Raw genomic sequence first — 26582 nt, forward strand, 5'->3', positions numbered from 1 at the left:
CCATAACTGGTAATGGATACACCTTCCTATATTGAAAAACGGTTCTACAACCCGTATAATTGTTTACCGTTGTGCATAGCGCAGTTCGAAACTTCCTGCGAGATCAAAACTAGAAAGGATTGAAGATATGAACGAATTATTATGGATTGTTTTTGCTATCATTAATTTTTCCATGCTTACACTGATCTATAAGGGATTCGGTAAACAAGGCCTATTTGTTTGGATTGGAATGGCTACTGTTGTAGCAAACATTCAGGTTACAAAAACAATAGAAATGTTTGGTTTGACCGCTACCTTAGGTAATATTATTTATGGGACAGTTTTCTTAGCTACAGATATATTAAATGAGAAGTATGGAAAAGAGGAAGCGAAAAAAGCAGTATGGTTAGGTTTTTTCACGCTTATTAGTATGACGGTTATGATGCAAATAGCGGTCAAGTGGTTTACTCCAGTTGGAGGCGAGGTTCAGGCAGCTTTAGAAACCATCTTTGGTTTATTACCACGGGTGGCCGCAGGGAGTCTGGTCGCATACATTGTCAGTCAATATATTGACGTTTTCATTTATTCTAAATTAAAAAGTATGTTCTCAGACGACCGTTTTCTTTGGGTACGAAATAATGGTAGTACGATGATCAGCCAACTACTTGATTCATTAGTATTTACCTTAATTGCTTTCTTAGGAGAGGTACCGACTAATATTTGGGTTGAGATCTTTACTACCACCTATGTCATTAAATTTGTAGTCGCTATGCTCGATACGCCTTTTCTTTATATCGCAAAGCGATTTCATAAATAGTCATTCTGAAATGGAGGGACTTTTATGCTTGAAGTATACGTGGACGGGGCTTCAAAAGGAGATCCTGGACCAAGCGGTGTAGGTATCTTCATTAAAAATGGTAAAGATCATTACGCTTACTCACTTCCGATTGGCTTAACCTCTAATCATGAAGCAGAATTCACAGCGCTCATTAAAGCTTTAGAAATATGCCTTAAACAGTTTCCTGAAGAGATAATTAGTGTCCGTTCTGATTCAAAGCTTGTGGTTGATTGCATTGAGCACTCTAAAACAAAGCAAGAGCGTTTCTTGCCACTATTACGTGAAGCTGAACAGCTTGGAAGTCAATTTCCTTTATTCTTTATAAAATGGATTCCTGAGAAACAGAATAAGCGAGCGGATGAGCTTGCACGTGCCGCTATACACGAAAACTAAAACCCCGCACTCCTATCTGCTGATAGAGTGCGGGGTTTTCCTTTTATTCAAGCCTTTTTGTTCTATTAGCTTCCAAGCTTCTCGCTTTGATCGAGGATGGTTTTCATGTAAAAACTCCAAAACTCCGATAAAAAAACTTCCATCAAATTTCATTTGAAACTGAATGGTAACCGTTAAAGCAAAGATGACGAGCCAATCTTCAGAGTTTGTATAATTTTTGCCGAAATATATAAAGTGAATATCTTGATCTGATAATCGAAAACCTTTTGACCAAAGATCTTCTATAAAATACCCAAGCGATTTCGATAGCGGCATGTACTACATCCTTTATGTATATTCTAATTAACAGGCCTCAATTGGATTATTACTATTTGTTATCCAATCACTCCAACTTCCTACGTAAAGGTGAACATCTTGAAATCCAGCTTCATACAAAGCTAATACGTTTGGTACAGCAGTTACACCAGAACCACAGTAAACGATCCATTTCTCAGGGTCTCCAAATTGAGAGAAATGAGCAATCAATTCGTCTTTAGATTTCCACTTTCCATTTGGTTTCATAATATTGGTCCATTCTGAATTGAGGGCAGACGGGATGTGTCCTGCTTTCTTATCTATTGGTTCTTCAATCCCCGCATAGCGTGCATAGCTCCTGGAGTCCAAGATAATGGTGTTAGGTTCATGCATATGCTTCGTTACATACTCCTGATCAGCTATCATATCTCTTTGAACGTTTCTTTCAAAGGACGACACTGGATAATTTGGCACTTCTCTGGATACTTCCATTCCAGTTTCTAACCAGGCATTCCAACCCCCGTTTAATACATACGAATGCTTATGACCCATGTATTTCATCATCCAGATGAATCGTGACGCCATGGCGTGGTTTTGGTCATCATAAGCCACAATTATATCGTTCTGCTTAAGTCCTGCGTTTTGAATAACAGTTTGAAAGTCAATTAAACTCGGTAAGGGATGTCGCCCCCCTGTGTCTTGAATGGGACTACTCAAATCTTTTTCAAGATCCATATAAATAGCACTAGGAATATGACTATGCTCATATTCTTGCTTCCCCTTTTGTGGGTGCTGGAGGTGAAAACGACAGTCCACAAAACGTATGGAAGCAGATTGTTCCTTTACCCAATGGATAGAACAAATACTATTCAATTATCTCCCTCCTTTTATCTTGTTCAATATGTATAGTATACAAATTATTATAACACTTGAAAACGATGTGATCTAAATATCATCACTAGCTCAACATATAGCTGCCTCAACTTTTCCTTATGAATAATTGGAGACAATAAAAAAGCCAGGCACTTTACCTGGCTGATAGTATATCTTCGTATTTTCTTTGTTTTGCTTCAGCAGAACGTAATGTATGTTTTCCTTTAATTAAATCAACTAAGTATAACGCTTTTTCATCACGAAGTTTGGCCAGAATGCCAACCATTAGTATTGAATAAATCACTACAATCCCCATTATTAGAAAAACCATCTTAGCCCCTCACTTCCAGTGATAATGATTTTCATTTCTAAATAGATTATAGCAATCTTTAGAAAAGTTTTCAATGAGAATGAGAAATATTTTCAATCATTCTGAAAGTTTGGTGAGAGCCCTTTCTTCGTGAGGAATCCGAATTTTCATTAAACCTAAATGGAGCAACGGGAATAAAACCGCAGACATATAGGCGTTAAAAAGGAGCGGAATAATGATAAATTCCAAACCAACTACTACGTAATTTGGATGCTTCATCCATTTGTAGGGACCTCTTGCTACTAACTGTGACCCAGGTAAAATAATAATCTTTGTGTTCCAGAACCTACCAAGGGATGTTAAACACCAGATTCGTAATCCCTGCGTTACAAAAAACGCCCCCAACAAAAACCCTTTCCAATCAGATAATACTAAATCCTTACCATACGCTTCTAATCCAACTGATACAAAAAATAAAACATGTACAGCCACAATCCATTTGTAATGATCACTAGCGACTTCTACTGCACCATTTCGCAACATCCACTTTTCATTCCGCTTCGCAACAGCAACCTCAATAAGTCGTTGTGCAATGATAAATACGAATAATACGACAAACCATCCGCTCATTTTAACCACTCCAAACTGACTAATTCTGAGCTAAACCCAGGCCCTAATGCAGCCAGAATACTAGCTGTACCTTCTTTTGGAAATTCTTCCATCCAACGCTTCAGCACATGAATGACGGTCGCAGAAGACATATTTCCATGCTGCTTTAAGACTTCATATGAGTGACTGAACTTTTTCTCTGAGCTATTTAAAACTTCCTGATACGCTTGCAATACTTTTTGTCCACCTGGATGAGCAACAAAGAAGGAGAGATCACTTTCTTTCTTATGGATTGTACTTAAAAACTGTTCAACATGGCCTTTCCAAAAAGTTTCAACTAGAACTGGGATGCTTTTAGCAAATACGACTTGAAAGCCATCTTCGTTGACGTTCCATCCCATTACATCCAAAGCGTGCTTTTTTAATTTAGAACTTGATTGATTCATTTGAGGCGCTGTAGAGATTCGATTAGACGCATAAGGTGATTTTTCACCAACGACTAATGCAGCAGCGATACCATCTCCAAATAGCGCAGTACCTATGAAATTACTTTTTCTTCGATCATTCTTTTGAAAAGTCAAACCACATAATTCCACACAGACCACTAAAATATTGGATTCTGGATAGAGGTGGGCAAAATCCATAGCTCGCGCAAGTCCTGCCCCTCCCCCAGCACAACCTAACCCCCATAAAGGAACTCGCTTTACATCTTCTCTAAATTCACGCTCATTCATTATACGAGCATCAATGGTTGGTGTGGCAACCCCGGTACTTGATACGTAAATGATATAGTCAATTGCTTCATAGGGGACTGGCTCTTGTAAAAAAGTTTTATTTTTTAAGCAATCATCAATAGCTTCTAGGGAATAAGACAATGCTTTCTCCTCATACAGTTCATTTCGCTCTTGGAAAGTATGTGGTTGTCCAAACCATTCTTTAGGGACTACAAATTGTCTCTTATCAACCGCAGCGTTTTCAAATACAGGTAAAAGTCTGGTAATCTCCCGTTCAGAACGTGGAAAAACTTCTTTCACAAAGGACTGTATATCTCGTTGTGCAATTTCATATTCCGGAATGCTAACACCCACCGATGTGATCCATGCCATATTATCCCTCTTCCATTTTTCTTTTAGCATGCCTCCTGCTCGTATATTTACTCGCTTTTTATGTGGCTTTTCCTTCTTAATTAAACTTTGCTTAATGATCAAATGAAGGTGGATATTTCATAGACAAAAAAGCGCTAAGAGATACATCTCTTAGCGCTTCACATTATCATTTAAAACCCGTAAATGCTCATACCTCCGTCTACAAACAGGGTTTGACCAGTCATATAGTTACTTCCTTCTGAAGCTAAAAACACGGCAGCTCCTGCGAGTTCTTTTAACTCACCAATCCTTCTCATTGGAGTACGCTCTTTAATTTCTTTAACATATTGTTCATCTTCGAGAAGCTTCTCCGTTAGTGCTGTCGGGAAATACCAAGGGCCAATGGCATTAACATGGATGTTGTGCTTCCCCCACTCTAATGATAGTGTCTTAGTCATTTGAATCAAGGCAGCCTTTGTCATCCCATAAACCACCCCAGTACGGAGCGCTACATGGCCTGCAACAGAGGATACATTTACAATTTTACCTTCTCCTCTTTCTTTCATTTGCTCTCCTGCGAACTGTGCAAGGAAAAAAGCGCTCTTCATGTTGGTCTGGATGATTTGGTCCCATTCTGATTCTGTAACCGCGAAAGCTTCACTCCGGATGTTCACCCCTGCATTATTGACCCAGATATGAATGTCTTGATAGGGAGTAGTTTCTTTCACTTGTTTAATAATGTCCTTATAATCCTGCACATTCCCTATAATTGGATAGGCCTTCCTGCCCAATTGTTCAATTTCGCGACAAACTCTATGTACATCTTCTTCTGTTCTAGAAATGACAATAAGATCTGCACCCGCTTCAGCATAGGCAATCGCGATCGCATACCCGATTCCTTTTGTTGCTCCTGTTACGGCTGCAAGCTTACCTTCAAGATGGAAATTTGGCAAAAACATAAATCCTCTCCCTTTCTTAAATAACTGCACATTAGTATAACATTTCCAAAAGTAGATACGCCATTTTCCACTACCATCGTAGTGGAAAAGGAAAGTTCATTTTAAAATACGAATCACCATTTAGCCTTATAAACATGATCATCTAGTCATTTTGTCACTGATTGTTCATGAAATCGCTGCCATACAATTGACAAACTTAGCCAAACTTGCTGATATAAGTGGTTTTTTTAAGAGTTTTGAACTATTTGTGAAATGCCCCGCTCCCTTGTTTCTAAATGAAAAAAATACAGTATGATAAAACTGTAAAAGTAATCAGGAGGAAATTGGAAGGAGTGAATGAGAAATGGCCAAAACTCAATTGAACAACCCAAATACACAAACGAAAACACAAACTGAGGAATCCGATCTAAAAGGTACTTTTATCGCAGTCTTATTTGTAGGTGCGTTCTTAGTTGTTACTTGGTTTAGTGTTTGGGGGATCTTCGTCAACCGGTAAGGCTACATTAACTAGTTTAAGGGGGGAAACAAAATGCATTTACACAAATACGAAAAGATGTGGATGTTGATTGGAGGAGGAGCATTATTAATCTTTTTAATTATGTTAGGAGTAGGAGCTTTTTATCAAGGTACAAAGCCTCCTAGTTGTTTAACAACCATTGATCCTCAAAATGTAGAAGCTCACGACTCATTTAAAACAGAAAATTTAGGTTTACAAAAGCTAGATGATCACCAATACGTGGTAAACGTAATTGCTTCAGCCTTTAATTATGATTTTGGAACAGACGAAGAAGGAAACGTCGTCCGTACGATTCGCATCCCAACTGGATCCGAAGTTATGTTCCAAGGCACAAGTAAGGATGTCGTTCACGGGTTTGAACTAGCTGGAACAAATGCAAACATGATGCTAGAACCTGGTTATATCAATACAGTAGAAACCACCTTTAACAAACCAGGTACTTATACATTCGTATGTAATGAATATTGTGGAACCGGTCATCATTATATGACCGCTACTGTGGAGGTGTATGACGAATGATCGCAAATCAATTAACAAAAAAAGATTCAAAACTTTCCATGGCTCATATGTGGGTCGCTTTTATTTCTCTTCTAATCGGGGGCTTGATGGGTTTATTACAAACCTTAGTCAGAACCGGAAAGTTCACTTTACCCTTCGGAATTGATTATTACCAAATCCTTACTGTACACGGAGTTATTTTAGCTCTTGTTTTAACCACATTCTTTATTATAGGTTTCCAATTTTCTTTAATGAGCAAAACAGTCGGTATGAGTAATAAAGAAAGAGCTTGGGCTTGGATTGCCTTCTGGGTCATGGTCGTCGGAACAATTGCAGCTGCTACAATGATCCTTCTGGGTAAGGCGAGTGTCTTATATACATTTTATGCTCCGCTTGCAGCACACCCTATCTTTTATATTGGACTCACTCTTGTAATAGTAGGTACTTGGATTGCTTGTTTTGTTAACTTTCATCAACTGTATGCTTGGAAAAAAGCAAATAAAGGAGCAAAATCTCCTCTATTGGCCTTTATGGTCGTAATTAATATGTTAATCTGGTTCATCAGTACCATCGGGGTTGCAGCAACTGTTCTTATTCAGTTTATCCCATGGTCACTAGGTATTGTAGATGACATAAATATCCTATTAAGTCGTACATTGTTTTGGTATTTCGGTCACCCATTAGTTTACTTCTGGTTATTACCAGCATATATGGCCTGGTACGGCATCATCCCTAAAATTATCGGTGGGAAAATTTTTAGTGACGGTTTAGCTCGATTAGCATTCATCTTATTCTTGTTGTTCTCAATTCCTGTAGGATTTCACCACCAATTACTAGAACCTGGTATTGATCCTTTTTGGAAATATATACAAGTAGTGTTGACATTCGCTGTCGCTATCCCTTCTTTACTTACTGCTTTTAGTATGTTTGCTACGTTTGAAACAGCAGGTAGAGCCAAAGGATTCACAACGCTTTTTGGTTGGTTTAAAGCACTCCCTTGGAAAGATGTTCGCTTCTTTGCTCCAATGATTGGAATGATCGCTTTTATCCCAGCTGGAGCTGGCGGACTAGTCAATGCTTCGAATCAATTAAACCTTGTTGTGCACAATACGATTTGGGTCACCGGTCATTTTCATTTAACCTTAGCCACCACGGTTATCCTTACATTCTTCGGTATTTCATACTGGCTCGTTCCTGTGCTCACAGGAAGAACATTAGATGAAAAAACGAACCGGTTGGGTATTATTCAAACCATTGTTTGGGCAGTGGGAATGTTTTTCATGTCTGGTTCTATGCATATTGCAGGTTTGCTTGGAGCACCTCGCCGCTCCGCTTTCTCTGAGTATAACGGTAGTGAGCAGGTTACAGAATGGATAGGTTATCAATACGGTCAAGCGATCGGAGGCACTATTCTGTTTATCGGAATCATCATTATGATTTACACCTTTATTTACATGACATTCTTCGCTCCTAAAGGTGTAGAAGAATTCCCTATTGCCGAAACAGCTGAAGGTGCTGAACCTACTCCTATGATTTTCGAGAACTGGCGTTTATGGATCGGAATAGCAGTCGTACTGATTGCTTTTGCTTATACAATTCCTTTCATTGATATCATCCAGAACTCACCGCCAGGATCACCAACCTTTAAAGGATTAATCGGAAATTCCTAATTAAAAAACGGAGGCCCATCACAGGCCTCCGTTTTTTATTAGGCGTGAGTGGTTCATTATTTTCCCCAGTCACACTAGATTATTTAAAATGTTTATCAACCCTAAACCACACGTAACTTTATTAAAAGCTAGATATTAGAAATTATAAACTTTACTATATTTATCAGACAGATGCTGAACTAAATGATCAGCGTTTAACTTTTCACCCGTTACATCTTCTAGAATCTCTAATGGTTTTTTCATTTTACCGTACTGATGAATATTTTCAGTAAGCCAATTCTTAATAACCGTAAAGTCACCTTTTTGAATCGAGCCCTCTACATCAATTTCATCCTTCATTGTGTTATGGAACTGAGCTGCGTACATATAACCTAAAGCATATGAAGGGAAGTAACCAAACATGCCCCCTGCCCAATGAACATCTTGAAGTACCCCAACTTTATTACTTGTTGGTCGAACACCTAGGTATTCTTCCATCTTGTCATTCCAGAGTTCAGGAAGATCAGAAACTTCAATCTCCCCACTAATTAAAGCTTTCTCAAGTTCATAACGAATCATAATATGAAGACAATATGTTAGTTCATCCGCTTCAATCCGTATAAATGAAGCCTTAACCTCGTTCACTGCGGCAAAGAAATCTTCAAAGTTAACATTTTTAAAAGATTCCGGTGCATATTCAAGGAATAAGTCATAATGATTTTCCCAAAAAGCTTTCGTTCTTGAGACAAAGTTCTCCCAGAATAAAGATTGAGACTCATGGATCCCCATAGATGTACCACCCTGAAGCGCTGTGTAGGCCAGTTCAGAACTTATATTTTGTTCATACAAAGCATGACCACCTTCATGGATGGTACCAAATACAGCTGTACGGAAATCTTTTTCGTCATATTTCGTCGTAACGCGAACATCTCCCTGATTAAGGCCTGTAGCAAATGGGTGTACCGTCTCATCAAGGCGCCCTGCATCAAAATCATATCCCATACGCTTTAATATTTCTAGACTGAAAGCCTGCTGCTTTTCCTTTGGAAAATGACCTTGTAATACAGAGGCATCCACTTCTACACTTGATTGCTGGACCTTTTGAAGTAAATCAGTTAACGATTTTCGAACAGCTGGAAATACTTCATCAAGAACATCAACGGTAACTCCAGGTTCAAAATTGTCTAACAGTGCATTGTAAATATGTTTTTCATAGCCCCAATACTCAGCAAATCGCTTGTTAAATTCAACAATTTTTTCTAAATATGGCTTAAACATCTCGAAATCATTTTTGTCTTTAGCTTCTTCCCAGACTGATTCAGCTTTCGATTGCAAAGCTACATATTCCTTATATTCGTCGGTTGGGATCTTTCTTGCTTGATTGTAGTTCTTCTCACATTCTTCTACTGACTTTTGTACAATATCATTTGCCGTTTGGCCTTTTAAAGAATCGATATACTCTTTCATTTTATCTGAGGTTTGCATTTCATGGATTTTTGATGAGAGAGTGGCGATGACCTCTGATCGTCCTTCTACACCCTTCTTCGGTGCGTATGTACGTAAATCCCACCCCATCAGTCCTATTGCTTCACCTAATTGGGCAATTTCTTTAACATAGTCCATAAATTGTTGCTCAGTTGGTTGTAATTCTGTTTGTACTGTGCTCATTTCCTTCCTCCTCTTCCCCGTTTCCTAAACGTAGATCTCCTACAATTATACTAATAATTCAGTAAACTTCAACAAATACGCTCCTCTACTAAAAAAAGCCAGGCTTGCTTTTTTAAGCGTAGCCTGACATAAATATACTTATCTTTCTTTCTTTCCGAAGTACTGATAATAATCAATTTTAATGTAACCGTTATACAACTTACGTCTCTTTGTGGCAGGAAGACCATATAGTTTCTCGAATTTCTCATTTGATGTGATGACATAAACACTCCAAGAAGGATGATCACGCATAATCACACCGAAGTCTTTGTACATCTGTTCCACTTCTTCTTTGTCCCCTAATCGCTCTCCATAAGGAGGGTTCCCAACAACGTACCCATTCTTTTCTTTTGGTTTGAAATCTTTTACCTGCATTTGTTTCCACGAAATTAAATCACCAAGACCTGCTTCAATAGCATTCGCTTTAGCCGTTTCAATCATTCGTCCATCAACGTCTAAACCGGTAATGTTTAACTCTTGATCATAATTGGCTGCTTCTTCTGCTTCATTAAACGCTTTTTCCCAAAGACTATAGGGGATAAAATCCCAAGATTCCGAGGCAAATTCTCTGTTAAAACCTGGTGCGATGTTTTGACCGATTAATGCTGCTTCAATTGGAATGGTTCCTGAGCCACAGAATGGATCGACAAAAGGCTCATTTGGATGCCAATTCGTTAATTGAACTAATGCAGCAGCCATAGTTTCTTTCAGTGGAGCTTCACCCTGTCCGGTTCTGTAACCCCGTTTATGCAGACCTGCTCCACTTGTATCCAACGTAAGAAGAGCCTGATCTTTATGAATGGCAATCTCGACTTTATGCTCAGGTCCGGATTCCTCAATGCGGGAAGCAAGACCATACATTTTCCTCATTCTCTCAACGATCGCTTTCTTCACTATTGACTGACAATCTCTTACTGAGTATAAGGTTGATTTGACTGATTTACCAATCACTGGTACAGATCCATCTTCTGGAATGTAATCTTCCCATGGAAGAGCTTTCGTTTGTTCAAATAAATTATCGAATGTTTTCGCTTCAAATTCTCCAATTACTAATTTCACACGATCTGCACTGCGTAACCATAGGTTACTTCTTGGTATAGCAGCTACATCCGCTTCGTAACGAACACGGCCGTTTTCTACTGTAACATCTTCATAGCCTAGCGCCTTTACTTCTTTAGCAACAATGGACTCTAGTCCCATCGCAGTAGTGGCGATCAGCGTTATTTTTTTGGGTTTCGGCATGCGTAAGCACTCCTTTATCGTAATAAAAAAACCCTTTCTAAGCTCGAGCTTTAGAAAGGGTTTTGTGATAAACATGAATGACCTGATGAATGCTTTGTAAGCCATGTTCTGTACCTTTGTACTACAATCGGTGGTCAACCTCGTACATAAGGTGGTAATCATCTATCTACAAGCTTAAAGCTTGTCTCTTCGTATTGGTTGAATTTCCTCAGAAGAGTGCCCCTACCTAATTTTGGGTTGCTCGCTCGTGGGGTTTACCTCGTTCCACTTTGATTGTTTCCAATCAAACTTCGTCACTGTGGCACTTTCAAAGTAGTTACACCATATCTTAATGACGTAGGTGTTTTCCCTGCCGTTAGTGTGAACACTACCTTGACTTATGGTTTCGTCAAGCACGATCACTACAAGCATCTCAGCTTGTGCGAGCATGGACTTTCCTCTACATGATTAGTCATGCAGCGATTACCCAAGCATTCATCAACCGCTCAATTATCTTAATATGATTTAATCATTACGTCAATCTGTTTCTGCAATTAGTATACCATGAAATATTGCGAACTTCATCAAGTATATTTTTCCAATTCCTATGAGTCTGCATACTTCTTCCCAAAAACAGCCTTTTCTAAGTTTGATAACCGTTGCAATACATCATAGTTAACCTGGCCTGTCTGTCTTGTTTGTGCAGGTGCTGATTCAGAGGAACGTACACGTTGTTTAGGAACATCCCCTTGCTTTTTCAGCTTTGCATTTTCTTGTTTTAACCGTTCAATCTCCTGATGAAAAGCTTCATAATCTTGGATAATAACGTCTAAGAATTGATCTACCTCATCTTGATTATACCCACGTATACCTGTTTTAAAATCTTTATCCAATATTTCTTTTCCTGACAATTGAATACGATCTAAACCCATCTCTCTCACCTCAGATTTATACACTTATCATAATTCTTGCAGATGATACCATGTATGTCAATTTAATCTTTAAGAAGGATTCCAGTAATTCGGGTCTTCCATTTGCATTTCACGTACAGTATCGTCAATGTCAAAAGGAGTTACATAATAAATTGGGTAATCATGATCTTGTTGATAGTTTTTCGCTTTTTCTAAAAAATATCCCGGACTTCCGCCTGTTTCTTCATCGTATAAAATCATACATCCATCACTTTTATCTAACATCCATTGATCTTTGGCTCTAAACTGATAGGGACCCTCATAATCTTTGTTATAAAGGGGTTGAAAATGATCAGCTTGATCACATAAAACACGATACTCTTCTTGCTGTGGTTCTGGCCACCTTTGTTCCTGGTTATTAAAAGGTGGAAATATCCCCACATGCACATTATACTCTTCTTTTAATGTAAATAAAACATCACATACCCAGAGTTCGACCCCCATTTGTCCAGAGACCAGAACCCACTCAATTCCATCCTCAATCAGAGGGATTAACCTTCGCCGTAAGGTTTCCTTAACAAAGGCAATATTAGGATCATCTACCTTGAATATCCCCATCTCCATAGGTTTATAGCCTGTTACGGTCAACACTCTCATACTACAACTCCTTTAATATGTAGAATGAGCTGGAAAACCAGCTCATTTGATCATTAATCTCTCCAGCAGCCAGGCCCTTTAGGACCCATTCCCATACCTGGACCCATACCAGGCCCTTGCATACCAGGACCCATCGGCCCAGTAGAAGCACCCATTACTTGACCACCAGGTCCTTGTTGACCCATTGGACCTGTTGAAGCGCCCATTACTTGACCACCAGGCCCCTGAGGACCCGTTGGAGAAGTTGGACCCATATTAACACTTTGCTCCGTAAATTCGAATACATCTGACTGAGTTTGAGGGAAGAAGTTTTTGTTGACTGTATTCACATGATTTACGTTCGTTGTGTGGGTTGGATAAACGTTATTTACCTCTTGTTGATAAAAGTTGTGTTTCACACACTGCTTTGTAGGAAAAACATTCGTTTTTGCCGGACTCACCATTGAAGGTTGGCAAGGATGACACATTTTCTTGTGATGCATAATCATTTCTCCTTTCTTTATCTTAGGTTCACTAATAACCTATGTCAAAAAGGAGAGACATGTACTATGACAGATACCTAATTCTGTCTAAACACTCTTTATAAACAAGCCTAAATTTTCAAACCTTACTTCTGACCTATTTAACCACAGCTTTCATAAGTTCAGTTAATATAGACCCTCACCATACTAAAAAGGAGAGTGTTCTCTAAAAAGAACCTCTCCTTGTGAGCCATTATTTAGTTAGGTCATCTTGATTAAATGAATAAGGTAATAATTCACCTACAGTTAGCGTTTTAACTTCCCCATCCAAGTTTGTTGTATGAACATTGGTGTCCTGTGTAAAGAACTCGCTGATGACTTGGCGACAAGATCCACATGGTGGTACAGGTCTGTTGGTATCTGCTACCACAACAAGCTCCTCAAACTCTGTTTCCCCTTCTGAAATAGCTTTGAAAATAGCTACACGTTCAGCACAACACGTTACAGGGTAAGCAGCATTCTCAATATTACAACCCTCATATACTTTCCCTGATTTCATTCGAATGGCAGCACCTACTGGGAACTTAGAATATGGCACATAAGCTTTATTTCTCACTTCTTTTGCGCGTTCAATTAATTGTTCTGTATTCATCTGAAACGACAGCCCTTTCTAGTGTGAAGAATTGATAAATGGATAATCATTATATGAGATATTCCTCGAGGTGTAAAGCGTTTCCATGAAATAAATCATGAATGAGCCGATTCACAATTGACCTACAGGATGAGGTCGCATATGTTAATATTGTAATATATATTAAGACAAAAGAATGAGGAGGAAATGTATGAACTGGATACTAAAATATCGTAAGATTGTATGGATATTTATACTTTTATTAGTATTTACAGGCATCTTTACATATGTACAGTTGCCAAAAAGGGAGATACCTGAGATCAATGTAAACATTGCTACCATTTCTACTGTTTACCCTGGTGCCACCCCAAAAGAGGTAGAAAGCACCATTACTAATCCTTTTGAGGATGGTGTAGAGGATATAGCTGGAATTGATAGTGTCGAATCAGTTTCTTCAACTGGATTTTCATCTGTTACTCTCACTTTAACCGGTGACGCTAACCGACAAACCGTATTTTCAAAGATACGCCAAACTGTATCTGATGTATCGAGGACATTCCCCGATAATGTACAGGACCCTAGTGTTCAAACCGATTTCCGTATGTCAGCTGTGGCGTCCTACCACCTGACTGCTGAAGATTTCAACGAACTTTATGACATTCGTGGCTCTGTTCAGAGCTGGAAGGAATCATTAGAAGGAATTGCAGGGGTGGATCAGGTTCAAGTAAAAGGGCTACCAGAGCAACAATTACTCGTTGAACTTGATTCAGAAGCCCTTAACGATCAAGGATTATCTCCATTCCAAATTACACAAACGTTAAGCCAGGAGCTTTCTCCAGGCGCTATTGGTACAACTGAAGAAAACGGAGAGCAATATCAACTTCTATTAAATAAGACAGAGGATTGGAAAGAACTAGAATCCTTATCAGTAGGTAAGAAGCGTAATGGAGACCCTCTGTTTTTAAGTGATGTAGGCTCGATCTCTCTTAATTTAAAAGAAACCGAAGACCTTATTACGTATAAGGAGAAACCTTCCCTTTCTCTAACAATTTTGGCGAATGAAGGTCAAAATATATCAGCCTTACAAGATAAGATTACTAAAGAAGTAAATCTCTTATCCGATGATCTACCTTCAAACATAGATGTGGATCGTTTTTATACACAAAGCACGATTATTGAAGAGGTATTTACAAGCCTCGTGACATCTTTTGCTATTTCTGTAGTCGCTGTATTAATCATTATGTTGTTTGGATTACCAGTATCATCCGCGATACTTGTGTCAATTTCAATTCCAATTTCCGTTATAATTGGTTTAATTCCACTCCCTTATGTTGGAGTAGACTTAAATCAAATTTCGATTATTGGGATAATTATTGCAATCGGTATATTAGTTGATGATGCGATTGTGGTAAATGATAATATCCAACGGAGATTTCAACTCGGGGATAGTGCGTGGCAAGGAACTATTCAAGGGGTGAAAGAAGTAAGGGTATCAATTATAACTTCTACTCTTATGATCATATTTAGTTTCTTCCCATTAACATTCATATCTGGTTCAAACGGAGATTTCATCAGAGCCTTACCAACCACTCTTATTACAACCATTATTGCGTCAACTATTATGGCGTTAACACTTATTCCGACGGTTCAATATATTCGAAGGAAGCGAAAAGACCAAGAAAAACCTCCAAAAAAGGTGGGACTTTTAGGCTCCTTATTTAATGGTATAGAGGATACGTATGCAAATCGGATTCTTCCACGAGTAACTAAACGACCATTCATCATTGGTTTTTCAGGACTTCTTGTATGTGTCCTCCTAGCCTTACTCGTAACTCGTATTCCATTCGAGTTTTTCCCTGAAGCAGATCGACAGGAAGTTACAATATCGGTAACATACCCTCAAGAAACCACTTTAGATAATACTCAGGAACAGTTAAATGATATGGAACAGTTCATTCAAGAAAAAAGCAATAAAATTGATGAAACAGCTGTATTCGCTGGAAGCGGTATGCCAAATCTATTTAGTTCAGGATTACAACAAAGCGGTGAATACACAGGGCAAATCTTAGTAAGGGTCGACAAGAGTCAAACAAGTGCATCAAGTTTTATTAACGAGTGGGAACAACCGTTACGCGAGGAATATCCTGATGCTGAGATATTCTTAGAAACGATTGTTTCAGGTCCTCCTCCTAGTCCACCTGTTGAAGTAAAGATTCAGGGTGAAGAGATTGAAGAGCTGCTCAGTTTATCAAATGAACTGAAAGGAAAGATTAATGATCTTGATGGAGCTGAACTCGTTACATTAAACATGAATGATCAGCAACCTTATATTGAATATAATCTTGACCGTGAGAAAATGGCAGATTTGAATTTATCCGTAGATCAAATATCTTCCCAAATTCAAGCAGCTAGTGCCGGTATTCCGTTAACCACTTTCGACAACGGAGTGGAGAAATATTTTATGAAAGTGCTGTTAGATGATGGAGATGAAGCAGGAGTTAATTTAAGTAATTTACAAATTGCCGCTCCTTCCGCGAACCAAAATGGAGCACCAGAAATTGTTTCTTTAGATGAATTAATCTCCGAAGAAAAGACCGAACAAATCGGAAGTATTCCTCATTTGGATGGAGAAAGAACGCTCACTTTAAAGGCTTACGGTGAAGAAGGTTCAAATGATTTCCAAAAGGACGCCAATCAAATTGTCTCAGACTTTGAGGAAACATTGCCTAATGGCTATTCCTTTACAACAAGCGGGCAGGCAAATGCTCAGCAGGAATTCTTCATTGAAGTATCTAAACTGTTTGTGATCATCTTATTCTTAATCTATTTAGTGATCGCCATTCAGTTCAATTCATTGCTTATGCCACTACTGATTACAAGTACTGTGTTCTTGGCGATTACAGGAGCCATTATCGGCCTCTTTATTTCTAATCAGCCACTGAGCTTCCTGGCTGTTCTTGGTATTGTGTCGTTATCAGGAATTGTAGTGCGTAACTCTGTCATTCTTATTGAATTCATTGAACAGAACTACCGTGCGTCAGAGTCTATCATCACTGCTGTCATTGAGGCAGGTAGAGCTCGTATACGTCCGATTATTTTAACTACGCTTACATCAATCGCAGCCTTAGTGCCAATTATCGTAAGTGGAGATGTGTTATTCAGACCTCTGGCAGTATCCATTGTAGCGGGTCTTGCATTCTCTACCATTTTGACACTTCTTTTACTACCAGCGTTTTATCTCATTCTGTACAGAATTCGAAATGGCAAAAAGTCACTATCTTAAATTAAAATGAAAAATAAAAACGTAAGAAAAGGCACAGAGACATGAAGGGTCTCTGTGCCTTTATATATATGGATAAATACCCCAATCATCCTATGCATTGTATGATATGCTCGTAATCATATTAATCAAGTTCTCACCTTTTCTTCTCCCAAATCAATTTCTTCATTAAATAAAAAGCAACAGTTGGCATAGGAACTTGAATAAGTCCAACGATCGCCCAAAACCAAGGCGTCTTATGGATTTTTTTTGCCTGAATGAACAAAAACGTACTTTGACTCACTAATAGAAGAACGATTAAACACCACATGAAGACCGGAACTTCTGTTGGTTCAACTTGGGTCATATCGCATCTCCTTTACTTTTTCTTTATAAAAATAAATAGCAAGGCCGGTAATAGCAGCGACTTGAAATAAGCCAAATATAAGAGGAGTATAAACATATGTCAGAGCAAGTAAAGTTAAAATAAATGCAGAGATCCCCCATAATAACATCAACTCTATCCAAATACGTTCCTGCCATTTTTCTTGTTCTGTTTGCACAAGATGCAAGAGGTGATCAAACTCAGGCTCCTCCACTTCTATGGATTCATGATATTCGTGGAGTTCATGGATCAATCTGTGTTGAAAAGTAGAACCCTCCCTATTCTTAGTCATCTTCTTGCAACTCCTTTCTGAGGATCTCAATGCCATAATGTACTCTAGACTTAACGGTGCCACCCTTTAGCCCCATTATCTTCCCGATTTCTTTATATTCGTAACCATATAAATGCTTTAACAGAATAGGAATGCGATAACCATCTTCAAGAGAAGAAAGAACCTCTAACGTATCGGACCATTCTATACCTTTGTGTTGGTAGCAGGCCTCCTCATGTCGTTCATTCTTATAGTGTTCTCTTCTTTTTTCCTTACGCTTCATATCCAAGAAAACGTTCGTAGCAATTCGAATGAGCCAAGTTGAAAATTTGGCTTTCTTTTCATAAGTGTGAATCGACCGGATTACTTTCACCATTGTTTCTTGAGTAACGTCCTTCGCATCTTCAGGATTTCCCGTCAACTGAACCGTATATTTATAAAGAAATTGATAATGATCTTGTAATAGTTGTGTGAGGGCTTGTTGATCTTTGTTCTTTATTTTTCTTAGAATATCTTCGTCCATAACCACTCCCCTTTTCGCCCTTCATAGATGAAACGTGTACCCCGGTTCATTCGTTCAATTAGATTTTATTTTTTATTCTGATCTGCACACCTCTAGCATAGTTCATCGTTCCCTTAGAAATAATAAAGTATGAAATACGAAGGGAGGTTAACAAAGATGGGACGAGGTAAAGGTTATAAAGTAAAACGCCAGAATCATGAGAACGAAAAGCCTCTTACAGCGAAACGTTTCGCGGAAGTAGGCGAAGACAAGGCAATGGATATGCACACAAAAAAAGGTGGAGCCATTAAAGAATAGCTTCACCTTCTCTTTAGAGAGCACCGATTATTCGGTGCTTTCTTTTCTTAGTCCCTCAACTAGTTGATCTAATACATAATGAATGGAATTGTATAATTCCATGAAACGTTTTTTCGGTACATCAATGTAGTAACTGTGAAGAATAACAAGTTCTATATTTTCTCGAGTATTTTTTAATTGTAATGGATGAACAGCACCACCTGGATGTTCCTTTAAGTATTGTTCAGCCTTAGTTGCCCACTGTTCATTTAAGTTAAACAGAGGCGATGTCTCAGTCTTCACGCGTTCAAATAAGGCACGATCCTTTTTCTGAGCAGGCTTTTCAGATTGTAAAAACTGTTCTTTTAGTTTTTCAAGTTCTTCTTTTATTTTTAAAATATCTTTCAATAATTGCGAATTCACTTTTGTCTCACTCCCCTATCCACTCTAACATGAAAAGGAGCAACAATCACTTGAAAATTCGGCGCCAAAAACTTCCCGGTTTAGAAACTTGTCCAGTTTCACTTTGAACGGATAATGAGCCTTTTTGTTCCTTTTGAAGTTTCTTTACTTCACCTTGCAGACGATATAATTCAGACTGAAGATCTTCAATTTCGTGACGATGGGCCAATACCATTGTCATTACAACCTCATCAGCTTTTCTCGAAACCTTCTCGTCCACCATTTCGATACGGTCCATTAGTTCAACCCAATTTTGTTCAAATTCAAACTTTGATACTCCTTTTTGAAACATTTCAATTTTCTTAGCCGCTACCGCCATGTGGCACCCTCCTCAAGGAATGTTTATATAGACATTCTCTTTTCACAGAAAGATCCCTTTCTGTCTGACAAAAGTAGAAGAAAAGCTACAAAGAAAGTGACTTTCGCCAAAATCCCCCCTCATTCGTATGTTTTTGAGCATCCCGCACAAACTATTGTCGAGGAGGGATAGCATGGGTAAAAAAGGACGCAATACTCAAGCACAAAAACCTTTAAAAAATGGTGAACCAAAACAACGCAATGAAAACTTTAAAGGTGACGGCAACCCAAAACTAGACGGTGAAAATCGTCCAGCTACTTAATAAAATACGTCAAAAAGAAAGAGCATCCTCTACTTGGGTGCTCTTTTCTTATTGCGGGTGCTTTAACTGCTGATATGCTAACAGGGCGTATTTCTTCGCATAAAAGCGATGACTAACATCTGCCCCCATCTTATAGTGCTCTTCTTTCCACCACTTTTTCTTCACAGAACGCCCTGAAATGTACCAATCTTGACGAATATTATCCTTGTGTTCGATGATTGGATACATCGTTCGGAGCATGGGTGTCTTAGACATAGGCATAAGAAAATATTGCTCATATTCCATCCTTGAGCCTATAGGTTCTGTTTGTACAGCAAATTGATGAAATAAAGGATAAAAGTTAGGATGAAACAATAATCCATATAGCTTCTTTCCAAGCGATATTCGTTTAGTGAGCTGTGTAAAGTCATGTACGGAAGCACCGTATAGATTTCCTTTCGTAGTTGGAAATAAAACTGCACTTAAATGGAAAAAATCTTGTGATAAATAAGGAACTTGATGGAAAACTTTTTTCTTAAAAAATGGGTGCTGAATTATAGGCTTTTGTATCACGTTTTGTTCATTAATAATAAGGGCTTTTACAAGGCGTACTTTATCTCTATTATGCCAAAAGTGTGTCCACTCATGAATCATGAACCGGGAAACGCCAAGTAAGGATAAGTAGTGAAATAACGGCTCCCCACATTCTTTAGACTTCTTATAGAGAAGTAGTTGAGGGTAGGCATCGGAGAAAATAAGCCAATTCGCTCTTTCAAACGTTAAAAACAACTGCTTGCGAACGTCTTCATGTAAAAGCCCTCTCATAGGGTATACGTTTAAATCAGTCATATTCCATCCAGCATTTCTAGACACCATGCTCGCAAGGAATGCCCAGTGAATCTCCCTATTGTCCATGTAAAAATTTTGATAGCACTTTGACCTGGATATGTTATCTTTATTCCCTTCTTTTGTTTCATTTAAGATAAATCGGATAAAGGCAGGGGTTGTCACTTGATTCAAAGAATCACCTCTCTTTAAGATGGTAAAAAGCGAGATTTACGGATTTTTTCACATTTTTGTTCTCATTTTTTTATCATTTCTGATATGATACTATCATGCACAGGGAGGGCACATTTCATGAATTATCCAAACGGAAAAAAAGGCGACGTTTCTTCCTCAAACAGGAAACGCCCTTCATCCAAACCGGACTTCTCTAATCGTGGCATGACATTAGAAGAAGACATTAATCAAACAAATAAAGCGTATTTAACGTTAAATCGGGCTGTCATTCACAAAAAACCTACACCTGTTCAAATTGTTAATGTAGATTTCCCAAAACGAAGTGCAGCTGTCATCAAAGAAGCGTATTTCAAACAGGCATCAACAACGGACTATAATGGAATTTACAAGGGTAGGTATATTGATTTTGAAGCGAAGGAAACTAAAAACAAGACATCCTTCCCACTCGCAAATATTCACAAGCATCAAATAGACCATATGAAACAAGTTTGTGAACATAATGGCATTTGTTTTTTAATTATTCGATTTACTACGTTAGAAGAAACCTATTTACTCCCAGCAGAGAAACTTTTCCCTTATTGGGAACGTCAAAAAGATGGGGGAAGGAAATCGATCCCCTATCAAGAGATCGTAACACATGGGTATATCATTCCACTTAAGTTCAAAATCCGCGTAGATTATTTACAGGTGTTGGATGACTTATACTTTTAGAACGGAGGAAGATGGGACATGGCCGAAAATAGCCAATCTCGAGCTGCAAGAAAGAAACAACAAAAGCAAAGTAAACAAACTGGAAAGAAATCCTTATTTAAACGTATATTCACAACATTGCTCATCATAGGAATCGTAGGAGCTGTACTAGGAGGCGGTCTTTTTGTTTACTATGTACAAGGCGCTCCTGATTTAGATGAAGCGAAATTATCAGATCCGTATTCTACTAAGCTATATGATGTAAATAACGAATTGTTTGCTGAACTTGGAACACAGAAGCGAACAAAAATTTCTTATGAAGATATTCCTGAAGTATTAGAAAATGCAGTCCTCGCAACAGAAGATGTTCGATTTTATGATCATTTTGGTATCGATCTTCAGCGAATTGGCGGAGCCATTTATGCTAATATTACGGAAGGCTTCGGAGCACAAGGAGCCAGTACGATCACCCAACAAGTCGTAAAGCGTTCCTTCCTAAGTCCAAAGAAATCGATTGAACGTAAGGTACAGGAACAATGGCTTGCACTTAAGCTAGAACAAAAGTACTCGAAACAACAAATCCTTTCGATGTATTTAAATAAGATCTACTATGCTAATAATGCTTATGGAGTTGCAAGTGCTGCAAAACTTTATTTTAATAAAGACCTGAATGAACTTACATTACCAGAGGCAGCACTATTAGCCGGGCTACCACAGCGACCAGCAGCTTATGACCCTTATAAGCATCCAGAAGCCGCTCAGAAACGTAAAAATATTGTACTGGACCTAATGGTTCAACATGAGAAAATAACAGAAGAAGAAGCTAAGAAAGCCCAAGACGTTACAGTAGAGTCCATGCTTTCAAAACAAACTGAGACCAACATTCCATATGATGCGTTCATTGAGCAAGTCTTAAAAGAGGTTCAAGCGAAAGTGGATGATGTCAATGTTTATGAAGATGGACTTAAAGTTTACACAACACTAGATCCCAATGCACAACAAAAAGCAGAGCAACTCCTTAAGGATGGAATTAAATTTCCTGATAAAGAACTGCAAACAGCCGGTGCTGTTATAGACACGAAAACGGGCGCCATCAGAGCGATCGCAGGTGGACGTAATACAGAAGGAATCAATGCCACATTTAATTATGCCATTGATGGTGGATCGCAGCCTGGTTCAACCTTTAAACCGATTATTGATTATGGACCTGCCATTGAATATCTTAAATGGTCCACTCACCACCAGCTAGTGGATGAGAAATATTATTATCAGACCGATTCAAGTAAAGAGGTTAAAAACTATTACACAGGGCACAGAGGTCAAATGTCGATTCGAAAAGCCTTGGCGGACTCCATTAACGTTCCCGCTGTAAAAACATTAAATGCGGTAGGATTTGATAAAGCGCAGTCCTTTGCTGAAGGCTTAGGAATTGACTTTACTCAACCAGCCTTTTATGAATCAAACGCTATCGGGGGTGGGCAAACCGTTACCCCTCTTGAACTTGCAGAAGCTTACAGTGCCTTCGGGAACGAAGGGGTTCACAATGAAGCATATTCTGTTAAACGGATTGAATTTCAGGATGGCAGTGAGCCGATTGAATTTAAATCAGAATCAAATGTTGCTATGAAAGATTACACGGCCTATATGGTGACAGATATGATGAAAGATGTTGTAACCTCAGGAACCGGTACTGCTGCTAACATACCAGGTCTTCCTGTCGCCGGTAAAACAGGTACAACGAACGACGATAAGAACGCATGGTTCGCCGGTTATACAACCAACTACACCATAGCGGTATGGACGGGGTATGGAACAGAGGAAAGAGAAGTTCCAGACACAAAGATCCCACAAAAGTACTTTAAACAATTGATGAGTCATATCTCTCAAGGTAAGGAAACCGCTGACTTTAAAAAGCCAGCATCTGTTGTAGAATCAAAAGTTGAGGCAGGTACTAATCCTGGGAAACTCCCTAGTGATTATACCCCAAGCAATCTTATTCGCTACGAGCTATTTGTTAAAGGGACAGAGCCAACGAATACCTCTCAAGCTTATGATCAATTAGACCCTGTCCAAAACTTACAAGCGAACTATGATCAAGGTAAACAAAGCATTACACTATCATGGAAATATAAACAAGATAAGAAACGTCCGGTTACCTTTACGGTTAATGGAGCTACTCAAGGAGCGCAGCCTCAAACAATTACAGAAGGCATAAAAGAAACTAAAATTGATATCCCTAATGCGCAGCCTGGGGAAACCTACTCATTTGAAGTCATAGCAGTCAGTGAACGAAATGATGGAAACACTAGTTCACCTCAATCTGTGCAAATAGAGATTCCAACAGATGAGGATGAAAATGACCTCCTAGACGGCTTGGACGGAAATGACGATGAGAATAACGACAATAATGGAAACGGTAATGGTAATAATAATGAGAACGGTAACGGTAACGGTAACGGCAATGGAAATGAAAACAATAACGGTAATGGTAATGGTAATAATGAAGAAAATGAAGGAGAGAGTGAGGACACAGAAGGTGGTCAATCCGGTGGTGGATCCGATCAAAACCCTAATCAAGAAACGAATTCAGATGAAGAAACGAATACAGATCAGACAGATGACCAACCTGATGAAGGAGAAACAAATAACGAAAATAATGGGTAACAAAAAGATCGATCCTAACGGATCGATCTTTTTTTAAGAATTTATTTTATTGGCCTTTTTCATTCTCTTTTGCCCTTCCCTGCAAAGTTCTAACAGTGGACAAACCTCACATTGAGGGTTCTGAGCTTTACAATGATATCTCCCAAAGAATATCATGCGGTGGTGCGTCGGGCTCCATTGTTCTTTTGGTACTTTACGCATGAGGGTCTTTTCCACCTCAAGAACTGAATCCTTCCACCTACAAATCCCAAGTCGCTTGGATACACGTTCAACATGTGTGTCTACTGCAATAGCGGGTTCTCCAAAGGCAACAGCGCTTACCACGTTTGCTGTTTTCCTTCCAACGCCTGCAAGTTTCTCAAGCTCTTCTTTCGTTTGGGGGACCTCTCCACCATATTCATCAATCAGCATTTGACTTAGCTTTCTGATATTTTTAGACTTATTTCGATAAAGCCCGATGGAACGAATATCTTGCTGGAGTTCTTCAAGCGAGACGTTCACATAATCTTCTGGAGTTTTGTATTTTTGGAACAAGTCTTTTGTTACTTTATTCACCAATGCATCCGTACATTGAGCTGACAAAACCACTGCAACCAATAACTCAAAGGGATTGTCATGCTCAAGTTCACAATCAGCATGCGGGAACATATCTTCTAATGTTCGTAACACCGTCTTAATCTGCGTTTGATTCAGCATATCCTCTCCCCTTCCATCTATGCGTCATCATCCAACCAGTTGTAATAAATAGAAACATCTCTTTGTTGGTTATTTTGCTCACTATTTTGATTCTGTTTACTTTGCTGACCCCTGAATGACTTACTTGCTTCCCTCGCATCTTGGACTGAGCGAATCCCTTTTTTCTTCCATTCCCGTAAAATACGGTCAATGTATTTAAAATTTAATTTCCCCATGAGAACTGCTTCTCTTAAAGCAGCTTTTATAAGGGCTGGTTCCTGTGCGTCTTCATCAATCCAAATGTTAATGGTTTCAATTTCAAACGGTGATAACGCTCGACCAAACTCTTGTTCAAATAACACAAACATATTTGGTTGTTCAGGTTCCTCATTTTGGGTTCGATAGGCTTCCCCTTGCTCTTCAACAAGTGATTCCCATAAACCGTATAATGAATAAACTTCATTAAGCACTTGCTCATCAGTGCTTTGCTCAATACTCAAATACCCTTTTTGTATTAATTTCCTTAGCACCTGGGAACACTCGTATTCATTGATAGAAAGGAAATCAGACAGTTCTGAAGGTGTTGGGAAATCATTCCCCTCTGATTGGAAGCGATGAATGTGTAACAACACCATTACATCGCTCTCTGTTAAACCCAATTGTCTATAATTCGTTAACAACCGTTTAGGCAATGCTAGTTGGTCTTTCATTAGTGTTGCAATTCCGTTCATAATATCCTGCTCACCTCTACCTTTATTTACACCGATATGATTCATTCACTGATTGTAACATGATTTATTCACTAAACCGACAGCCAATGAATGAAAAAGCTCCCAAAGTTTGGGAGCTTTCGCAATAGTATGCTTATTGCCTTATGGATATAGACGGTTTAATAAGCGAGGGAATGGAATCGTTTCTCGAACGTGCTCGATCCCTGTAATCCACGCAACTGTTCGCTCCAAACCAAGACCGAAACCGGAATGAGGTACGCTACCGTATTTACGAAGCTCTAAATACCACTGATAAGCGTCACCTGTAAGACCATGTTCTTCATAACGCTGTTCCATAAGCTCTAAATCATCAATACGTTGACTTCCGCCAATGATTTCACCGTACCCTTCAGGAGCGATTAGATCAGCGCACAACGCAACGTCTTGACGCTCTGGGTCTGGTTTCATATAGAAGGCTTTAATATCTAATGGATAATGAGTAATGAATACAGGCTTGTCATAGCTTTCTGCTATAGCTGTTTCGTGAGGAGCTCCGAAATCTTCGCCCCATTCAATATCATCAAAGCCTTTTTCTTTCAGTAATTGAATAGCATCATCATACGTAATACGAGGGAACGGTGCTTGAATTTTTTCAAGTTTCTCCGTATCTCTCTCAAGAGCCTGAAGTTCTAATTTACAATTTTCAAGAACGGACTGTACGACATGAGAGACGTATTGTTCTTGTACTTCAAGGCTATCATTATGGTCCATAAACGCCATTTCAGGTTCGATCATCCAAAATTCAATTAAGTGACGACGCGTCTTAGACTTTTCTGCTCGGAATGTAGGACCAAATGAGAATACTTTCCCAAATGCCATCGCGGCAGCTTCCATGTATAACTGACCACTTTGAGATAGGTAAGCATCTTCTTCAAAATATTTCGTATGGAATAGCTCTGTTGTTCCTTCTGCTGATGACCCAGTCAAAATCGGTGGATCGATCTTAGTGTATCCATTATTGTTAAAGAACTCATAAGTAGAACGAATGATTTCGTTACGTACTTTCATAATGGCATGTTGTTTCTTCGAACGTAACCATAAATGACGATGATCTAGAAGGAATTCTGGACCATGATTTTTCGGTGTAATTGGATAATCAACCGCTTCATGAATAATTTCTAAAGAGCTTACTTGCATTTCGTACCCAAAAGGTGAACGAGTATCTTCTACGATCTTTCCTGTAACGTATAAAGATGACTCTTGTGTAACACTTTTAGCGAGGTTAAATGCTTCTTCTTCAACGTCTGCTTTAACCACAACGCCTTGTATAAAACCTGTTCCATCGCGTAGTTGTAAGAAGGCAATCTTACCACTTGAGCGTTTGTTTGCTAGCCATGCGCCAATGGTAACTTCTTCATTGACGTGTTTATGTGCTTCTGAAATTGTTGTTTTCACT

General features: G+C 38.8%; 31 protein-coding genes and 1 other RNA gene. 10 read left to right on the forward strand and 22 right to left on the reverse strand.

Annotation, left to right across the window (positions count from 1 at the left end; translation table 11 throughout):
• The first annotated feature begins 127 nt into the window (after positions 1–127).
• Entirely contained in the window at positions 128–796 is a 669-nt protein-coding gene (locus QNI29_RS11220; RefSeq protein ID WP_231416572.1) for a queuosine precursor transporter, read from the forward strand.
• A 24-nt stretch (positions 797–820) separates the two neighbouring features.
• The gene (locus tag QNI29_RS11225) at positions 821–1210 is read left to right on the forward strand and encodes a ribonuclease HI family protein (RefSeq protein WP_231416573.1); all 390 of its coding nucleotides are present in this window, start codon (positions 821–823) and stop codon (positions 1208–1210) included.
• 12 nt (positions 1211–1222) lie between these two features.
• Here QNI29_RS11225 and QNI29_RS11230 read toward each other — a convergent pair whose 3' ends face one another.
• The 6 genes from QNI29_RS11230 to QNI29_RS11255 form a co-directional block, all read right to left on the reverse strand.
• The gene (locus QNI29_RS11230) at positions 1223–1525 is read right to left on the reverse strand and encodes a DUF6123 family protein (RefSeq protein ID WP_231416574.1); all 303 of its coding nucleotides are present in this window, start codon (positions 1523–1525) and stop codon (positions 1223–1225) included.
• 27 nt (positions 1526–1552) lie between these two features.
• Positions 1553–2377, reverse strand: a complete 825-nt coding sequence (locus tag QNI29_RS11235; protein ID WP_231416575.1) for a sulfurtransferase — start codon at positions 2375–2377, stop codon at positions 1553–1555.
• A 154-nt stretch (positions 2378–2531) separates the two neighbouring features.
• On the reverse strand, positions 2532–2681 hold the full coding sequence (locus tag QNI29_RS11240) for a hypothetical protein (protein WP_231416576.1): 150 nt from the start codon (positions 2679–2681) through the stop codon (positions 2532–2534).
• 123 nt (positions 2682–2804) lie between these two features.
• Entirely contained in the window at positions 2805–3317 is a 513-nt protein-coding gene (locus tag QNI29_RS11245) for an isoprenylcysteine carboxyl methyltransferase family protein (RefSeq protein ID WP_231416577.1), read from the reverse strand.
• Positions 3314–4402: a type III polyketide synthase gene (locus QNI29_RS11250; protein ID WP_231416579.1), complete on the reverse strand. Its 1089-nt coding sequence runs from the start codon at positions 4400–4402 to the stop codon at positions 3314–3316. Before QNI29_RS11250 ends, QNI29_RS11245 begins: the two co-directional genes overlap by 4 nt.
• A 170-nt stretch (positions 4403–4572) precedes the next feature.
• Entirely contained in the window at positions 4573–5340 is a 768-nt protein-coding gene (locus QNI29_RS11255) for an SDR family NAD(P)-dependent oxidoreductase (RefSeq protein WP_231416581.1), read from the reverse strand.
• A gap of 343 nt (positions 5341–5683) precedes the next feature.
• On the opposite strand from QNI29_RS11255, the gene QNI29_RS11260 reads away from it, so the two are divergent.
• The 3 genes from QNI29_RS11260 to QNI29_RS11270 are packed head-to-tail and all read left to right on the forward strand — an operon-like array spanning position 5684 to position 8025.
• A complete protein-coding gene (locus tag QNI29_RS11260) occupies positions 5684–5836 on the forward strand; it encodes a cytochrome c oxidase subunit 2A (RefSeq protein WP_231416583.1) in 153 nt (50 codons plus the stop codon).
• Between the two features lie 33 nt (positions 5837–5869).
• Entirely contained in the window at positions 5870–6376 is a 507-nt protein-coding gene (locus QNI29_RS11265; RefSeq protein ID WP_231416585.1) for a cytochrome c oxidase subunit II, read from the forward strand.
• Positions 6373–8025, forward strand: a complete 1653-nt coding sequence (locus QNI29_RS11270) for a b(o/a)3-type cytochrome-c oxidase subunit 1 (protein ID WP_231416587.1) — start codon at positions 6373–6375, stop codon at positions 8023–8025. Before QNI29_RS11265 ends, QNI29_RS11270 begins: the two co-directional genes overlap by 4 nt.
• A gap of 135 nt (positions 8026–8160) precedes the next feature.
• Here QNI29_RS11270 and QNI29_RS11275 read toward each other — a convergent pair whose 3' ends face one another.
• From QNI29_RS11275 to QNI29_RS11305, 7 genes are all read right to left on the reverse strand, one after another.
• On the reverse strand, positions 8161–9672 hold the full coding sequence (locus QNI29_RS11275; RefSeq protein ID WP_231416588.1) for a carboxypeptidase M32: 1512 nt from the start codon (positions 9670–9672) through the stop codon (positions 8161–8163).
• A gap of 138 nt (positions 9673–9810) precedes the next feature.
• Positions 9811–10953: a THUMP domain-containing class I SAM-dependent RNA methyltransferase gene (locus QNI29_RS11280; protein WP_231416589.1), complete on the reverse strand. Its 1143-nt coding sequence runs from the start codon at positions 10951–10953 to the stop codon at positions 9811–9813.
• A 92-nt stretch (positions 10954–11045) separates the two neighbouring features.
• Positions 11046–11427: RNase P RNA component class B (gene rnpB, locus QNI29_RS11285), an RNA gene on the reverse strand.
• 110 nt (positions 11428–11537) lie between these two features.
• Positions 11538–11864 carry a cell division regulator GpsB gene (gene gpsB, locus QNI29_RS11290; RefSeq protein WP_231416590.1) on the reverse strand — a complete coding sequence of 109 codons (327 nt, stop codon included), beginning with the start codon at positions 11862–11864 and terminating at the stop codon, positions 11538–11540.
• A 69-nt stretch (positions 11865–11933) separates the two neighbouring features.
• Positions 11934–12500, reverse strand: a complete 567-nt coding sequence (locus tag QNI29_RS11295) for an SLOG family protein (protein WP_231416591.1) — start codon at positions 12498–12500, stop codon at positions 11934–11936.
• Between the two features lie 53 nt (positions 12501–12553).
• Positions 12554–12982: a CotD family spore coat protein gene (locus QNI29_RS11300; protein ID WP_284526481.1), complete on the reverse strand. Its 429-nt coding sequence runs from the start codon at positions 12980–12982 to the stop codon at positions 12554–12556.
• Positions 12983–13214: 232 nt separating this feature from the next.
• Positions 13215–13613 carry a cytidine deaminase gene (locus QNI29_RS11305; protein WP_231416592.1) on the reverse strand — a complete coding sequence of 133 codons (399 nt, stop codon included), beginning with the start codon at positions 13611–13613 and terminating at the stop codon, positions 13215–13217.
• Positions 13614–13803: 190 nt separating this feature from the next.
• On the opposite strand from QNI29_RS11305, the gene QNI29_RS11310 reads away from it, so the two are divergent.
• On the forward strand, positions 13804–16875 hold the full coding sequence (locus QNI29_RS11310; protein ID WP_231416593.1) for an efflux RND transporter permease subunit: 3072 nt from the start codon (positions 13804–13806) through the stop codon (positions 16873–16875).
• A gap of 133 nt (positions 16876–17008) precedes the next feature.
• On the opposite strand, the gene QNI29_RS11315 is transcribed toward QNI29_RS11310, so the two are convergent.
• From QNI29_RS11315 to sigY, 3 genes are read right to left on the reverse strand one after another with little or no spacing between them, the layout of a single operon-like run.
• Positions 17009–17218 (reverse strand): sigma-Y antisigma factor component, encoded by a 210-nt coding sequence (locus tag QNI29_RS11315; protein ID WP_231416595.1) that lies wholly within the window; start codon positions 17216–17218, stop codon positions 17009–17011.
• Positions 17205–17528 carry a DUF5345 family protein gene (locus QNI29_RS11320; RefSeq protein ID WP_231416597.1) on the reverse strand — a complete coding sequence of 108 codons (324 nt, stop codon included), beginning with the start codon at positions 17526–17528 and terminating at the stop codon, positions 17205–17207. Before QNI29_RS11320 ends, QNI29_RS11315 begins: the two co-directional genes overlap by 14 nt.
• Positions 17521–18030 (reverse strand): RNA polymerase sigma factor SigY, encoded by a 510-nt coding sequence (gene sigY / locus QNI29_RS11325; RefSeq protein WP_231416598.1) that lies wholly within the window; start codon positions 18028–18030, stop codon positions 17521–17523. Before sigY ends, QNI29_RS11320 begins: the two co-directional genes overlap by 8 nt.
• A gap of 156 nt (positions 18031–18186) precedes the next feature.
• Here sigY and QNI29_RS11330 point away from each other — a divergent pair, with 156 nt between their 5' ends.
• Positions 18187–18327, forward strand: a complete 141-nt coding sequence (locus QNI29_RS11330; RefSeq protein WP_231416599.1) for a hypothetical protein — start codon at positions 18187–18189, stop codon at positions 18325–18327.
• Between the two features lie 27 nt (positions 18328–18354).
• Here the strand turns inward: QNI29_RS11330 and QNI29_RS11335 are convergent, their stop codons facing one another.
• Entirely contained in the window at positions 18355–18729 is a 375-nt protein-coding gene (locus QNI29_RS11335; protein ID WP_231416601.1) for a DUF1798 family protein, read from the reverse strand.
• Positions 18730–18775: 46 nt separating this feature from the next.
• Positions 18776–19087 (reverse strand): hypothetical protein, encoded by a 312-nt coding sequence (locus tag QNI29_RS11340; RefSeq protein WP_231416602.1) that lies wholly within the window; start codon positions 19085–19087, stop codon positions 18776–18778.
• 172 nt (positions 19088–19259) lie between these two features.
• On the opposite strand from QNI29_RS11340, the gene QNI29_RS11345 reads away from it, so the two are divergent.
• On the forward strand, positions 19260–19388 hold the full coding sequence (locus QNI29_RS11345) for a hypothetical protein (protein WP_255687230.1): 129 nt from the start codon (positions 19260–19262) through the stop codon (positions 19386–19388).
• Positions 19389–19436: 48 nt separating this feature from the next.
• Here QNI29_RS11345 and QNI29_RS11350 read toward each other — a convergent pair whose 3' ends face one another.
• Positions 19437–20378, reverse strand: coding sequence for a DUF2515 family protein (locus tag QNI29_RS11350; protein ID WP_231417568.1), 942 nt, complete (start codon positions 20376–20378; stop codon positions 19437–19439).
• A 126-nt stretch (positions 20379–20504) separates the two neighbouring features.
• Between QNI29_RS11350 and recU the strand changes: the two genes are divergently transcribed.
• Both recU and QNI29_RS11360 read left to right on the forward strand, forming a co-directional pair.
• Positions 20505–21098 (forward strand): Holliday junction resolvase RecU, encoded by a 594-nt coding sequence (gene recU / locus QNI29_RS11355; RefSeq protein ID WP_231416603.1) that lies wholly within the window; start codon positions 20505–20507, stop codon positions 21096–21098.
• An 18-nt stretch (positions 21099–21116) separates the two neighbouring features.
• Positions 21117–23741, forward strand: coding sequence for a PBP1A family penicillin-binding protein (locus tag QNI29_RS11360; protein ID WP_231416604.1), 2625 nt, complete (start codon positions 21117–21119; stop codon positions 23739–23741).
• Positions 23742–23774: 33 nt separating this feature from the next.
• Here the strand turns inward: QNI29_RS11360 and nth are convergent, their stop codons facing one another.
• The 3 genes from nth to asnS all read right to left on the reverse strand — a co-directional run bounded on the left by nth (position 23775) and on the right by asnS (position 26581).
• Complete coding sequence (gene nth, locus QNI29_RS11365; RefSeq protein ID WP_231416605.1) at positions 23775–24437, reverse strand: endonuclease III; 663 nt, start codon at positions 24435–24437, stop codon at positions 23775–23777.
• A gap of 17 nt (positions 24438–24454) precedes the next feature.
• Positions 24455–25192: a DnaD domain-containing protein gene (locus QNI29_RS11370; protein WP_354665905.1), complete on the reverse strand. Its 738-nt coding sequence runs from the start codon at positions 25190–25192 to the stop codon at positions 24455–24457.
• Positions 25193–25288: 96 nt separating this feature from the next.
• Positions 25289–26581 (reverse strand): asparagine--tRNA ligase, encoded by a 1293-nt coding sequence (asnS, locus tag QNI29_RS11375; RefSeq protein WP_231416606.1) that lies wholly within the window; start codon positions 26579–26581, stop codon positions 25289–25291.
• Between the last annotated feature and the right edge of the window lies 1 nt (position 26582).

Source organism: Pontibacillus chungwhensis, from assembly GCF_030166655.1.
Taxonomy (GTDB): domain Bacteria; phylum Bacillota; class Bacilli; order Bacillales; family BH030062; genus Pontibacillus.